Annotated in this window: 12 protein-coding genes and 1 tRNA gene; 12 read left to right on the top strand and 1 reads right to left on the bottom strand. The window is 64.7% G+C overall.

Annotated elements, in window-relative coordinates; translation table 11 throughout:
- Window positions 1-203: 203 nt before the first annotated feature.
- From DIE08_RS34165 to folE2, 4 genes are all read left to right on the top strand, one after another.
- Window positions 204-497 carry an exodeoxyribonuclease VII small subunit gene (locus tag DIE08_RS34165; RefSeq protein WP_006479428.1) on the top strand — a complete coding sequence of 98 codons (294 nt, stop codon included), beginning with the start codon at window positions 204-206 and terminating at the stop codon, window positions 495-497.
- Window positions 494-1,378, top strand: a complete 885-nt coding sequence (locus DIE08_RS34160; protein WP_059601727.1) for a polyprenyl synthetase family protein — start codon at window positions 494-496, stop codon at window positions 1,376-1,378. The genes DIE08_RS34165 and DIE08_RS34160 overlap by 4 nt, the downstream gene beginning before the upstream one ends.
- Window positions 1,379-1,458: 80 nt before the next feature.
- Window positions 1,459-3,363 (top strand): 1-deoxy-D-xylulose-5-phosphate synthase, encoded by a 1,905-nt coding sequence (gene dxs / locus DIE08_RS34155; protein ID WP_059601729.1) that lies wholly within the window; start codon window positions 1,459-1,461, stop codon window positions 3,361-3,363.
- Window positions 3,364-3,517: 154 nt separating this feature from the next.
- Window positions 3,518-4,327, top strand: coding sequence for a GTP cyclohydrolase FolE2 (gene folE2 / locus DIE08_RS34150; protein WP_059601731.1), 810 nt, complete (start codon window positions 3,518-3,520; stop codon window positions 4,325-4,327).
- Between the two features lie 92 nt (window positions 4,328-4,419).
- On the opposite strand, the gene tsaD is transcribed toward folE2, so the two are convergent.
- Window positions 4,420-5,460, bottom strand: a complete 1,041-nt coding sequence (tsaD, locus tag DIE08_RS34145) for a tRNA (adenosine(37)-N6)-threonylcarbamoyltransferase complex transferase subunit TsaD (protein WP_124906244.1) — start codon at window positions 5,458-5,460, stop codon at window positions 4,420-4,422.
- Between the two features lie 122 nt (window positions 5,461-5,582).
- Between tsaD and DIE08_RS34140 the strand changes: the two genes are divergently transcribed.
- The 8 genes from DIE08_RS34140 to DIE08_RS34105 form a co-directional block, all read left to right on the top strand.
- Window positions 5,583-6,812, top strand: a complete 1,230-nt coding sequence (locus tag DIE08_RS34140; RefSeq protein ID WP_260436628.1) for an NAD(P)/FAD-dependent oxidoreductase — start codon at window positions 5,583-5,585, stop codon at window positions 6,810-6,812.
- A 105-nt stretch (window positions 6,813-6,917) separates the two neighbouring features.
- The gene (gene rpsU / locus DIE08_RS34135; RefSeq protein ID WP_006479415.1) at window positions 6,918-7,130 is read left to right on the top strand and encodes a 30S ribosomal protein S21; all 213 of its coding nucleotides are present in this window, start codon (window positions 6,918-6,920) and stop codon (window positions 7,128-7,130) included.
- A 185-nt stretch (window positions 7,131-7,315) separates the two neighbouring features.
- On the top strand, window positions 7,316-7,762 hold the full coding sequence (locus DIE08_RS34130; protein WP_059524656.1) for a GatB/YqeY domain-containing protein: 447 nt from the start codon (window positions 7,316-7,318) through the stop codon (window positions 7,760-7,762).
- Window positions 7,763-7,834: 72 nt separating this feature from the next.
- Window positions 7,835-9,706, top strand: a complete 1,872-nt coding sequence (gene dnaG / locus DIE08_RS34125) for a DNA primase (RefSeq protein ID WP_124621173.1) — start codon at window positions 7,835-7,837, stop codon at window positions 9,704-9,706.
- 88 nt (window positions 9,707-9,794) lie between these two features.
- On the top strand, window positions 9,795-12,212 hold the full coding sequence (rpoD, locus tag DIE08_RS34120) for an RNA polymerase sigma factor RpoD (protein WP_082728921.1): 2,418 nt from the start codon (window positions 9,795-9,797) through the stop codon (window positions 12,210-12,212).
- Between the two features lie 139 nt (window positions 12,213-12,351).
- Window positions 12,352-12,430: transfer RNA gene (locus DIE08_RS34115), tRNA-Ile, on the top strand.
- Between the two features lie 479 nt (window positions 12,431-12,909).
- Window positions 12,910-13,233 (top strand): hypothetical protein, encoded by a 324-nt coding sequence (locus DIE08_RS35870; RefSeq protein ID WP_185715944.1) that lies wholly within the window; start codon window positions 12,910-12,912, stop codon window positions 13,231-13,233.
- A gap of 32 nt (window positions 13,234-13,265) precedes the next feature.
- Window positions 13,266-13,456, top strand: a 191-nt coding sequence (locus DIE08_RS34105) for a transposase (protein WP_148096083.1), incomplete at its 3' end; no start/stop codon positions are given.

Here is a 13,456-nt window from a genome sequence, read left to right as displayed (position 1 = left end):
GGGAATTATACCCGGTTCGCCTCGCAAGGCTAGGATTAAGTGCCTGATTTGTGTCAATTTTTTGTCGGGAGACAATCGGGGTGCGCACCCCGTGTGTCGAAGATGGGGCCGGAAGATGTGCCGGGGTGCCCACGTCGGCAGATCGGAGAATTCTCTTTTGCCGTAGAATGTCCGACTTGTTTTGAAATTTGACACCCTCGTCCATGGCGAAAACCGCATCCCCAGGCGCCACGCCGCCCGGCAATGGCACCGAACCGTTGCCGGACAATTATGAGATGGCGCTCGCGGAACTCGAGACGCTGGTTGCACGGATGGAAGGCGGCGCGTTGAGCCTCGAGGATTCACTGGCGGCGTATCGCCGCGGTGCGACCCTCGTTGCGTTTTGCCAACAGCAGCTCGAGAAAGTGGAGCAGCAGGTTCGCGTGCTGGACGGCGCGACCCTGAAGCCGCTTTCGTCCGGCACGGCCGCCACGGACGGCGAAGACGACGATCTATGACATTCGAACAATGGATGCGGTCCGTGCTCGACCGTGTCGAGGACGCACTCGGCCACTATTTGCCGGCCGATAATGTGGTGCCCACGCAGCTTCACGAAGCGATGCGTTACGCGGTCCTCGGCGGCGGCAAACGCGTTCGCCCGCTGCTGTGCCATGCAGCAGGCGAACTGACCGGCGCGACCGAAGCGGCGCGCAACGCAGCGGCGGCGGCGCTGGAGATGATCCACGTTTACTCGCTCGTGCACGACGACATGCCGTGCATGGACGACGACGCGCTGCGACGCGGCAAGCCGACCGTGCACGTGCAGTATGACGAGCCGACGGCGCTGCTGGTCGGCGATGCGCTGCAGTCGCAGGCATTCGTCGCGCTGACCGACGCCGTGGCACTGACTCCGGTGCAGCAGGCTGCGCTCGTGCGCGAGCTGGCGCTGGCGAGCGGCTCGATCGGCATGGCCGGCGGGCAAGCGATCGACCTGGCGAGCGTCGGCCTCAAGCTGACGCGCGAACAGCTCGAGACGATGCACCGGATGAAGACGGGCGCGCTGCTGCGTGCCGCCGTGCGGATGGGCGCGCTGGCCGGCGACACGCCGTCGGCGGAAGCGATGGCCGCGCTCGACGTTTACGCGGGCGCCGTGGGTCTGGCCTTCCAGGTCGTCGACGACATTCTCGACGTCACGACCGATTCGGCGACGCTCGGCAAGACGGCAGGCAAGGATGCGGCGAACGACAAGCCGACCTACGTATCGATCCTCGGCCTCGACGCATCGCGTGAGCTCGCGGCCCAGCTGCGCGCCGAAGCGCACGATGCGCTGAAACCGTTCGGCGCACGCGCACAGCGTCTCGCCGAACTTGCCGACCTGGTGGTGAACCGGGTCAGCTGACGCGAAGCCCGCCGCTGCGCACACGCTACGGTGCGTGCAATAGAATGCGGGCGCGTTTGATTTCCTACAATGGAACGACGATGTACGACTTGCTGAAAACCATCGACGACCCGGCGGATCTGCGCCGCCTCGATCGTCGCCAACTCCAACCGCTCGCGGATGAACTGCGCGCGTTCGTGCTCGACAGCGTGTCGAAGACGGGCGGCCATCTGTCGTCCAACCTCGGGACGGTCGAGCTGACGATCGCGTTGCACTACGTGTTCAACACGCCGAACGACCGGATCGTCTGGGACGTGGGTCACCAGACCTACCCGCACAAGATCCTGACGGGCCGCCGCGACCAGATGCATTCGCTGCGCCAGTACGGGGGCATCTCGGGTTTCCCGCGCCGCAGCGAGTCCGAATACGACACGTTCGGCACCGCGCATTCGAGCACGTCGATCTCGGCGGCGCTCGGGATGGCGATCGGCAGCCAGCTGAACGGCGACGACCGCTTCTCGATCGCGGTGATCGGCGACGGCGCGATGACGGCGGGCATGGCGTTCGAGGCGATGAACAACGCGGGCGTGTCGGAGGATGCGAAGCTGCTCGTGATCCTCAACGACAACGACATGTCGATTTCGCCGCCGGTCGGCGCGCTGAACCGCCATCTCGCACGCCTGATGTCGGGCCGCTTCTACGCAGCCGCGCGTGCGGGCGTCGAGCGCGTGCTGAGCGTCGCGCCGCCGGTGCTCGAACTCGCGCGCAAGCTCGAGGAGCACGCGAAGGGCATGGTCGTGCCGGCCACGCTGTTCGAAGAGTTCGGCTTCAACTACATCGGCCCGATCGACGGTCACGATCTCGATTCGCTGATCCCGACGCTGCAGAACATCCGCGAACTGCGCGGCCCGCAATTCCTGCACGTGGTGACGAAGAAAGGCCAGGGCTACAAGCTCGCCGAAGCCGATCCCGTGCTCTACCACGGCCCCGGCAAGTTCAACCCGGCAGAAGGCATCAAGCCGTCGGCCACGCCCGCGAAGAAGACATACACGCAGGTGTTCGGCGAATGGCTGTGCGATGAAGCCGAGCGCGATTCGCGCGTCGTCGGCATCACGCCCGCGATGCGCGAAGGCTCGGGCATGGTCGAGTTCGAGAAGCGCTTCAAGGATCGCTACTACGATGTCGGCATCGCCGAGCAGCACGCGGTGACGTTCGCGGGCGGTCTCGCGACCGAAGGGCTGAAGCCCGTTGTCGCAATCTACTCGACGTTCCTGCAGCGTGCGTACGACCAGCTGATCCACGACGTCGCGCTGCAGAACCTGCCGGTCGTGTTCGCGATCGACCGCGCGGGCCTCGTCGGCGCGGACGGTGCGACGCACGCGGGCGCGTACGATCTCGCCTTCATGCGCTGCATTCCGAACATGACGATCATGGCCGCGTCCGACGAGAACGAGTGCCGCCAGATGCTGCACACGGCGCTTCAGCAGCCGAACCCGACCGCGGTGCGTTATCCGCGCGGCGCGGGCACGGGCGTGGCGACGGTGAAGGAATTCACCGAAATTCCGCTCGGCAAGGGTGAAGTGCGTCGCCGCACGTCGCAGCCGGAGGGCAAGCGCGTCGCGATCCTCGCGTTCGGCACGATGGTTGCGCCGTCGCTTGTGGCAGGCGAGGAGCTCGATGCAACGGTCGCGAACATGCGCTTCGTGAAGCCGGTCGATGCCGCGCTCGTGCGCGAACTCGCCGAGACGCACGACTACCTTGTCACGGTCGAGGAAGGTTGTGTGATGGGCGGCGCGGGCTCCGCCTGCGTGGAAGCCCTGATGGAGAGTGGGGTTATCCGACCCGTACTACAATTGGGCCTCCCTGACCAGTTCGTCGATCACGGCGACCACGCAAAGCTGTTGTCGCAATGCGGCCTCGACGGCGCGGGCATCGCGAAATCGATTCGCGAACGCTTCCTCAACGCGGCGGCCGATGTCGCCGGTCAGGCGAAGCGCGTCGCATAAGCTGGCGCCGCCTGCGGGCGGCGTCGGTGCGACTGGCGCAACCGGTCTACATTGATGCGGAAAACATGGGCCTGCGGGCCCATGTTGCTTTTCCGGCTGCCGCATGACGCGGCGTGCGCGTCGTCGGACGCGCGGCTTACAAGGATTGAAAAAGATGAACCAGATGAATCCCGCCTTCGTGATGCCCGACGTGCAGAGCACGGTGGATACCCGCCAGATTCCGATTCAGCGCGTGGGCGTGAAGGCGGTCCGGCATCCGTTGACGGTGTGCACCGAGAGCGGCGACGTGCAGCCGACCGTCGGCGTCTGGAATCTCGACGTGCGCCTGCCTGCCGATCAGAAGGGCACGCACATGTCGCGCTTCGTCGCGCTGCTCGAGGAGAATCGTGCGCCGCTGACGGTCGAGCGCTTCCGTGCGATGCTCGCGTCGATGCTCGAGAAGCTGGAAGCCGAGGCCGGCCGGATCGAGGTCACGTTCCCGTACTTCGTGAACAAGACGGCACCGGTGTCGGGCGTGCAGAGCCTGCTCGACTATGAAGTGACGCTCGCGGGCGAAAGCCGCAACGGCGAAGCGCGCCTGTTCCTGAAGGTGCTCGTGCCGGTGACGAGCCTGTGCCCGTGCTCGAAGAAGATCTCGCAGTACGGTGCGCACAACCAGCGCTCGCACGTGACGATCGACGCCGAGCTTGCGGCCGACCTGCCGGTCGAGGCGCTGATCCGCATCGCGGAAGAAGAAGCGTCGTGCGAGCTGTGGGGCTTGCTGAAGCGTCCGGACGAGAAGTTCGTCACGGAGCGTGCGTACGAAAATCCGAAGTTCGTCGAGGATCTGGTGCGCGACGTCGCGCAGCGTCTCGATGCGGACGACCGCGTCGTCGCCTACGTGCTCGAAGCCGAGAACTTCGAGTCGATCCACAATCACAGCGCGTATGCGCTGATCGAACGCGACAAGCGGCACGCTGCGTGACGTTGTGCCGCTGTAACGGAAAAGGCCGCTCGATCGAGCGGCCTTTGTGTTTTGGCTGGTGATGTCCGGTGCGTGCCGGTGCGTCGTGCGAATCAGCGTGCGAGCGATGCGAGATCCCAGCGCGGTTTCACCGTGAACGCGTAGTCGGCGTTCGCTTGCTCGGGCCAGCGGCCGAGCCGCAATGCGCCGGCGAGTGCGATCATCGCGCCGTTGTCGGTGCAGAGCGCAAGATCCGGATAGTGCACGTCGAAGCCGCGCTTGGCCGCGGCGGCCGACAGCGCGGCCCGCAACTGGCGGTTCGCGCCGACGCCGCCCGCGACGACGAGGCGCTTGAGCTTCGTCTTCTTGAGTGCGGCGAGCGACTTCGCGACGAGCACGTCGACGGCCGCGTCGACGAAGCCGCGCGCGAGATCGGCCTTCGCGCGTTCGAGCGCTTCGCCTTCGAGTTTTGCGGCCTCGAACTTCTTCATCTGCGTGAGCACGGCCGTCTTCAGGCCGCTGAAGCTGAAGTCGAGATCGCCCGAATGGAGCATCGGGCGCGGCAGCACGACGGCGCCCGGCGTGCCCGTTTCCGCGAGTTTCGACACTTCCGGGCCGCCCGGGTAGCCGAGGCCGATCAGCTTCGCCGTCTTGTCGAATGCTTCGCCGGCCGCGTCGTCGAGCGTCTCGCCGAGCGTCTCGTACACGCCGACATCGGTCACGCGCATCAGTTGCGTGTGGCCGCCCGACACCAGCAGCGCGATGAACGGGAACGGCGGCGGTTCGACGACGAGCAGCGGGGACAGCAGGTGGCCTTCGAGGTGATGGATGCCGACGGTCGGCTTGTTCCATGCCAGCGCGAGCGCATTCGCGATGCTCGCGCCGACCAGCAGCGCGCCGGCCAGGCCGGGGCCTTGAGTGAATGCGATCGCGTCGATGTCCTCGCGGCGCGTGCCGCTTTGCGCCATGACTTCCTCGAGCAGCGGCAGCGCGCGGCGGATGTGGTCGCGCGATGCGAGCTCGGGCACGACGCCGCCGTATTCGCGGTGCATCGCGATCTGCGAATGAAGCGCATGCGCGAGCAGGCCGCGCTGCGTGTCGTAGAGCGCGAGGCCGGTTTCGTCGCAGGAGCTTTCGATGCCGAGAACGAGCATGGGTAGAGGCGGTGCGAGCTGCGTCGAGCGCGCCGCACGAAGGTAAACGTAACCGTAAATTATAGCAGGCGAGGGCCTGCCGCCGCTGGGGCCCGGCCCGGGTGCGCTGCCAGGCAGGTACAATCCGCGCCATGGAAACTTACGATATCGCCGTGATCGGCGCGGGCGCCGCCGGGATGATGAGCGCCGCAGTCGCCGGGCAACTCGGCCGCCGCGTGGTGCTGGTCGACCACGCGCCGCGGCTCGCCGAGAAAATCCGCATCTCGGGCGGCGGCCGCTGCAACTTCACGAATCTCAATGCGGGCCCCGACAATTATCTGTCGTCGAATCCGCATTTCGCGCGCTCGGCGCTTGCGCGCTACACGCCGCGCGACTTCCTCGGGCTGCTCAAGCGCCATCACGTCACCTGGCACGAAAAGCACAAGGGGCAGCTCTTTTGCGATCACGGCAGCGACGCGATCATCGACATGCTGAAGCACGAATGCGATGCGGGCGGGATTGCCTGGCGCCGGCCGGTGGCCGTCGACGCGGTGCGCCACGCGCCGGCCGACGGCTTCACGCTCGACACGCAGCAGGCGGGGCCGATCCGCGCACGCGCGCTGATCGTCGCCACCGGCGGACTGTCGATCCCGAAGATCGGCGCGACCGACTTCGGCTACCGGCTCGCGAAGCAGTTCGGCCACAAGCTCGTCGATACGCGGCCCGCGCTCGTGCCGCTCACCTTTGCGCAGCGGGACTGGGAGCCGTTCGCGGCGCTGTCCGGCGTGTCGCTCGAAGTGCGCGTGTCGACCGGCGACAAGAAGCATGGCGGCGAATTCGTCGAGGATCTGCTGCTGACCCATCGGGGCCTGTCGGGCCCCGGCATCCTGCAGATTTCCAGCTACTGGCAATCCGGCGACCCGATCCGCATCGACCTGCTGCCGCAGCGTGACGTGGTGGCCGACCTGCTCGACGCGAAGCGCACGTCGAAGCGCCAGATCGGCTCGCTGCTCGCGGACTGGGTGCCGTCGCGCCTCGCTCACGTCTGGCTCGACACGCATCGCGTCGCGGCGGACGCGCGGCTCGCGGACCTGCCCGACAAGATGCTGCGTCAGATCGGCGATGCGCTGTCCGGCTGGACGCTGACGCCGAACGGCACCGAGGGCTACAAGAAGGCCGAGGTGACGAAGGGCGGCGTCGATACGCGCGAACTGTCGTCGGCGACGATGATGAGTGCGCGGGTGCCGGGGCTGTTCTTCATCGGCGAGGCGGTGGACGTGACGGGCTGGCTCGGCGGCTACAACTTCCAGTGGGCGTGGGCATCCGGCACGGCGGCCGGGCAGGCGGCGGCGGAGTTTGCGCGGGGCGCCTGACACGGCTGCGCCGGCCCCCATTGACGGGGGCCGGCCCTTATGTCTTTGCGTGGCGCTCTGCTATACTTGCAAATCTTCCCTGCAAACCTTTATTCGTGTCGGATCATGACGATCATTCGCGTTAAAGAAAACGAGCCGTTCGAAGTCGCCATGCGCCGCTTCAAGCGCACGATCGAGAAGAATGGTCTGCTGACCGAGCTTCGTGCGCGGGAGTTTTACGAGAAGCCGACCGCCGAGCGCAAGCGCAAGAAGGCTGCCGCAGTGAAGCGTCATTACAAGCGGATCCGCAGCCAGACGCTGCCGAAGAAGCTGTACTGAACGATTGAGCGCCGCGCGATTCACTGAGCGGCGCACCGGCGACCTCCGCACGATCGGCCTCGATCTGGGGCTGCGAGTCGCCGATGCCGGATTCGAGCAACCCGCTTGAGACTTAGTCCCAAGCGGGTTTTTGTGTTGACGCCCGTTCGCGGGCGTTGAAGTCACGTTTCCATCCCGGGTGCAAGATGAGTTTGAAAGAGCAGATCAGCGAAGACATGAAGGCCGCGATGCGCGCGAAGGAAAGCGAGCGTCTGGCGACGATTCGCCTGCTGATGGCCGCGATCAAGCAGCGCGAGGTCGATGATCGGGTGACCCTCGACGACGCGGGCATCACCGCCGTGATCGACAAGATGATCAAGCAGCGCAAGGACTCGATCAGCCAGTTCGAAGCCGCAGGCCGCGACGATCTCGTCGCGAAGGAACAGGCCGAGCTGACCGTGCTGGGCGCCTACATGCCCGCGCAGCTTTCGGACGCCGAAGTGGCTGCCGAAGTCCAGGCCGCTGTCGCGGCAACGGGCGCGGCCGGCCCGCAGGACATGGGCAAGGTGATGGGCGTGCTGAAGGGCAAGCTTGCCGGTCGGGCCGACATGACGGCCGTTTCCGCGCAGGTCAAGGCCGCGCTGTCGAAGTAAAACCCGCTTCCCGGCGCGCCGCATGCGCGTGCGCCGGGGCGTCGTATTGTCTTTTTTTCGCTCGATCCCACGGTGATTCCGCATTCGTTCCTGCAGGATTTGCTGAACCGCGTCGATATCGTCGACGTGGTGGGCCGGTATGTGCAGCTCAAGAAGGGCGGCGCCAACTTCATGGGGTTGTGCCCGTTCCATAACGAGAAGAGCCCGTCGTTTACCGTCAGCCCGACCAAGCAGTTCTATCACTGCTTCGGCTGCGGCGCGCACGGCACGGCGATCGGTTTCCTGATGGAGCATGCGGGGCTCACGTTCCCGGAAGCCGTGCAGGAGCTCGCGCAATCGGTCGGACTGACCGTGCCGCACGAGCCGTCCATGCGCGGCGGAGGCGGTGCGGGTGGCGGTGACTATCCGGCGCCCGTGTCGAAATCGGTCGCGACCGCGCTGTCCGACGTGATGTCCGCCGCGTGCGACTACTACCGCAAGCAATTGCGCGGCGCGACCGTTGCGATCCAGTATCTGAAGAACCGGGGCCTGACCGGCGAGATTGCCGCGCGCTTCGGGCTCGGCTATGCGCCGGACGGCTGGCAGAACCTCGAAACCGCGTTCCCGGACTACCGCGACGACTCGCTCGTCGAATCCGGGCTCGTGATCGTCAGCGAGAAAACCGATGCACAGGGCGTCGCGCGACGCTACGACCGGTTCCGCGAGCGGATCATGTTCCCGATCCGCAACGTGAAGGGGCAGGTGATCGGGTTCGGCGGCCGCGTGCTCGGCAGCGGCGAGCCGAAGTACCTGAATTCGCCCGAAACGCCGTTGTTCAACAAGGGCAGTGAGCTGTACGGGCTGTTCGAGGCGCGCCTTGCGATCCGCGAGCGCAAGTACGTGCTGGTCGTCGAAGGCTACATGGACGTCGTCGCGCTCGCGCAGCTCGGCTTCCCGAACGCGGTTGCGACGCTCGGCACGGCGTGCACGCCGATCCATGTGCAGAAGTTGCTGCGTCAGACGGACACGGTCATTTTCAGCTTCGACGGCGACTCGGCCGGCCGGCGTGCGGCGCGCCGCGCGCTCGAGGCGTGTCTGCCGCATGCGGCGGACAACCGGACGATCCGATTCCTTTTCCTGCCGTCCGAGCACGATCCGGACAGCTACGTACGCGAATTCGGCGCGGACGCGTTTTCCGAGCAGGTCGAGCGCGCGATGCCGCTGTCACAATTTCTGTTGAACGAAGCAATTGCCGGCAAGGCGCTCGACCAGCCGGAAGGTCGAGCGAAGGCGCTGTTCGACGCGAAGCCGCTGCTGCAGGCGCTGCCGGCGAACGCGTTGCGCGCGCAGATCATGCACATGTTCGCCGACCGGCTCGATATCCCGTTCGAGGAAGTCGCGGCGCTGTCGGATGTCGATGCGCGCATCGCGGCGCCGGCGCGCCAGGCGCCCGCGCGCAGCGAGCGGCGGCGCGTGACGGACAGCGAAAAGCGCGCGTTGCGTACGCTCGTGATGCATCCGCGGATCGCGTCGCAGCTCGACGACGAACAGCTTGCGACCCTGCGCGCGCTGCCGCGGATCGGCGAGCTGTTCGCCGAAGTCGTCGAGCATGCGCGTGCGCTGGGCGACGGCGCGGAGTTCCGGCTGCTGTCGGATGTCCTGCGGACGTCCTCGAACGGCGCGACTTACGAGGAAATCTTCCGCGAAATTCTGGACTATGATGAAAACGTCCGCGATTTGCTGTTACAGAATCCGGAAGACGAGACGGTGCCCGAGCGGCAGCGTGAACAGGAACGGATCGCGGGGGAGGAGCTGCAGGCCGCGGTGCTCAAGATGCGCTATGACGCCTGTTGCGACCGGCTCGATCGGCTTGCGCGGCAGTCCACCTTCACACCCGAGGAACTGGCGGAATTGACGGAATTGAACCAGCAGCGAACCGACATGAAGCGTCGGCTCGGGCTGTAGGCGGCCGGGGCGCCAAGAGAGGGCGCCCCAGCGTGCTATAATATAAGGTTTCCAGCGGTTTGTTTTCTAAGCAGAGGCGAGATTCGCGATGGCAAAGACGACAGGCGGAAAGAAAGCAACAGGCAAGGGCTCGACGGAGCCGACCACGAAGGTCACAGCGGCCAAGTCTGCTTCTTCCACCAGGACAGTGTCTTCAGCCACGTCAGCCCCGGCAGGAAAGAAAACCGCAGCCGGCACTGCTCAGGCTGCGCCGGCGCCGGCAGCCAGAACACGGGCTGCCGCCAGACCCGACTCCGGGCCGGCCAAGCCGGCGGCGAAGCGGGCAAGTGCGAAAAGCGCAAGGGACACGACTGCCGCCGCGGACGAAACGGCAGTACGTACTACTCATGCACCCACGGTTCAACCGGCTGTCGTCCAGCAGCCGCGAGTCGATATAGCCGGTACGGCGAACTCCATGACCAAAAAGCTGAACGAAGTATCCGTCGATGACGACGCAAATCAGAGCGACGAGCAGCCCGCAGCCGCGGCTGCCCCGGGCAAATCCAAGGTGCGCGATCGTCGCGCCAAGGAAAAGGCGCTGCTGAAGGAAGCGTTCGCGACGAGCACGCCCGGCACGGCCGAGGAGCTCGAAGAGCGCCGCGTGAAGCTGCGCGCGCTGATCAAGCTCGGCAAGGAGCGCGGCTTCCTCACGTATGCCGAAATCAACGACCACCTGCCGGACAACTTCACCGAGACCGAAGCCCTCGAAGGCATCATCGGCACGTTCAACGACATGGGCGTGGCGGTTTACGAGCAGGCGCCGGACGCGGAAACGCTGCTCCTGAACGACAACGCGCCGGCCGCGTCGTCGGACGATGAAGTCGAGGAAGAAGCGGAAGTCGCGCTGTCGACCGTCGATTCGGAATTCGGTCGCACGACCGATCCGGTCCGGATGTACATGCGCGAGATGGGCACGGTCGAGCTGCTCACGCGCGAAGGCGAAATCGAGATCGCGAAGCGGATCGAGGACGGCCTGCGCCACATGGTGATGGCGATTTCCGCGTGCCCGACGACGATCGCCGACATCCTCGCGATGGCCGAGCGCGTCGCGAACGAAGAGATCCGCGTCGACGAACTCGTCGACGGCCTGCTCGATCCGAATGCTTCTGACTCCGCCGATACGGACGGTTTCTCGGCGAAGGAAGCCGAAGCGATCGAGAACGAGGACGAGGAAGCCGAAGAGGAAGAGGAAGAAGAGGAAGAGGAGGATGATGACGGTGCCGCCCAGGCAACCGCCAACGCCGCCCAGCTCGAAGCCCTCAAGCGCGCATCGCTCGACAAGTTCTCGCAGATCAGCGAGTGGTTCGACAAGATGCGCCGCGCGTTCGAGAAGGAAGGCTACAAGTCGAAGTCCTACCTGAAGGCGCAGGAAACGATCCAGACCGAACTGATGACGATCCGCTTCACTGCGCGTACCGTCGAGCGTCTGTGCGACACGCTGCGTGCGCAAGTGGACGAAGTCCGTCAGGTCGAGCGCCAGATTCTGCACATCGTCGTCGACAAGTGCGGCATGCCGCGTTCGGAATTCATCGCGCGCTTCCCCGGCAGCGAGACGGATCTCGACTGGGCGGAGAAGATCGCGGCCGAAGGTCATTCGTACAGCGCGGTCCTGTCGCGCAATATCCCGGCGATCCGCGAACAGCAGCAGCGTCTGCTCGACCTGCAGGCGCGCGTCGTGCTGCCGCTGAAGGACCTGAAGGAAACCAACCGCCAGATGGCGGCCGGCGAACTGAAGGCACGTCAGGCGAAGCGTGAAATGACCGAGGCGAACCTGCGTCTCGTGATTTCGATCGCGAAGAAGTACACGAACCGCGGCCTGCAGTTCCTCGACCTGATCCAGGAAGGCAACATCGGCCTGATGAAGGCGGTGGACAAGTTCGAATACCGTCGCGGCTACAAGTTCTCGACCTATGCGACGTGGTGGATTCGCCAGGCCATCACGCGTTCGATCGCGGACCAGGCGCGCACGATCCGTATTCCGGTTCACATGATCGAAACGATCAACAAGATGAACCGCATCTCGCGGCAGATCCTGCAGGAAACCGGTCTCGAGCCGGATCCGGCAACGCTCGCCGAGAAGATGGAGATGCCGGAAGACAAGATCCGCAAGATCATGAAGATCGCGAAGGAGCCGATCTCGATGGAAACGCCGATCGGTGACGACGACGATTCCCATCTCGGCGACTTCATCGAGGACAACAACACGGTCGCGCCGGCGGATGCCGCGCTGCATGCAAGCATGCGCGACGTCGTGAAGGACGTGCTCGATTCGCTGACGCCGCGCGAGGCGAAGGTGCTGCGGATGCGCTTCGGTATCGAGATGAGCACCGATCACACGCTCGAGGAAGTCGGCAAGCAGTTCGACGTCACCCGCGAGCGGATCCGTCAGATCGAGGCCAAGGCGCTGCGCAAGCTGCGTCACCCGAGCCGTTCCGACAAGCTGAAGTCGTTCCTCGAAGGGAACTGATTTCCAGCGTCTTACTTGCGAACGCCGCCGGTATCCGTGTGATGCCGGTGGCGTTTGTCCTCTTTGGCGTCTTTGTTGTTACAATGCCGGCCCGGCTTGGTTGCCGGAGTGACGTGTAGCACACGTTGCTTTTTTGTCTGGGCCCCTAGCTCATGCTTGGTTAGAGCAGCGAACTCATAATTCGTTGGTGCCGGGTTCGACTCCCGGGGGGCCCACCAGATTCCCTTCCAAGGCTATCCAAGGAAGTTGTGCCGTTAAGCATAAGTTGTCCGCCTGGACACGTTATGCCTTATTTCCCGATCGGCCACGTTTTGCTTGATCGGGAATCGGCTGTATGTTTGAAGGTTTGGTTCGCGGTGGCAATCGACCGCGATTGGACGCGAAAAAGCCGACCCACCGGGTCGGCTTTTTCGTTTCTGATACCGGTCTCAGTCCGAGCGCCTCCTAGCCCCTCTGACGTCTGTCTATGGTGCCTCGGATGCCGGTCACGACCTCATCGGGCATCCGGGCGAAACGACTGCGCCGGCGACTGATCGACCGGCACCCAGCACTCGCTCGACGATGGCTGTTTGTGCTCGTCGGCTCTCGGGGGACGGTGGCCCGGCGTCGTCTGCGCTCAAACGGGCGTGCGCCTCTCCATAACGGAGTCGCGATATACACGAGCGAGGAGAGTTCCGGTTCTGTCGACGGTGCGTCCTTGAGCGGCTTCCTCAAGACCATGAAGAACGTCGAGCGCATGATTACCGCAGGCATTGCGGTCTCGCCTCGCGAACTCGAGTTCCGTCTTCAATCCCTTTCTGGCGAATTGAGCGGAAAGCCACTCGAACGCGGAGGTAGCGTCAGATGGCCTTTCATGAGCCGGCAGCGCCAGCAACATTTCGGCGTTTGCTTCATCGAATGCATTGAGTCGCAAGAATTCGTTGACGTCCCGCAGCAACTCGTTTGCATCTCGGCCGGCGTCTTCGAGAGCATTTTGCCAATTGGGGGTGCATTGACCTGCTCCCCGCGTTTAGTACGGTGACGGTGTAGAGTCCGTTCCAGAGAGGAACGGCAATGAAAAAGCGATTCACCGAAGAGCAAATCATCGGCATCTTGAAGGAAGCCGAGGCTGGCCTGAAGCCGGCGGAGCTGTGCCGCAAGCACGGCATCTCGGAAGCGACCTACTACAACTGGAAAGCGAAGTTCGGCGGGATGACGGTCTCCGAAGCGCAGCGCCTGAAGGAACTGGAGCAGGAGAACAACAA

This window comes from Burkholderia sp. Bp9004, assembly GCF_003858025.1.
GTDB lineage: Bacteria > Pseudomonadota > Gammaproteobacteria > Burkholderiales > Burkholderiaceae > Burkholderia > Burkholderia diffusa.
This window is presented reverse-complemented; position numbering and strand designations above follow the sequence as displayed.

Bases quoted from the DNA above. Each gene is read 5' to 3' on its own strand.
- DIE08_RS34165 (WP_006479428.1), top strand. From the start codon at position 204: ATGGCGAAAACCGCATCCCCAGGCGCCACGCCGCCCGGCAATGGCACC.
- DIE08_RS34160 (WP_059601727.1), top strand. From the start codon at position 494: ATGACATTCGAACAATGGATGCGGTCCGTGCTCGACCGTGTCGAGGAC.
- dxs (WP_059601729.1), top strand. From the start codon at position 1,459: ATGTACGACTTGCTGAAAACCATCGACGACCCGGCGGATCTGCGCCGC.
- folE2 (WP_059601731.1), top strand. From the start codon at position 3,518: ATGAACCAGATGAATCCCGCCTTCGTGATGCCCGACGTGCAGAGCACG.
- tsaD (WP_124906244.1), bottom strand. From the start codon at position 5,460: ATGCTCGTTCTCGGCATCGAAAGCTCCTGCGACGAAACCGGCCTCGCG.
- rpsU (WP_006479415.1), top strand. From the start codon at position 6,918: ATGACGATCATTCGCGTTAAAGAAAACGAGCCGTTCGAAGTCGCCATG.
- DIE08_RS34130 (WP_059524656.1), top strand. From the start codon at position 7,316: ATGAGTTTGAAAGAGCAGATCAGCGAAGACATGAAGGCCGCGATGCGC.
- rpoD (WP_082728921.1), top strand. From the start codon at position 9,795: ATGGCAAAGACGACAGGCGGAAAGAAAGCAACAGGCAAGGGCTCGACG.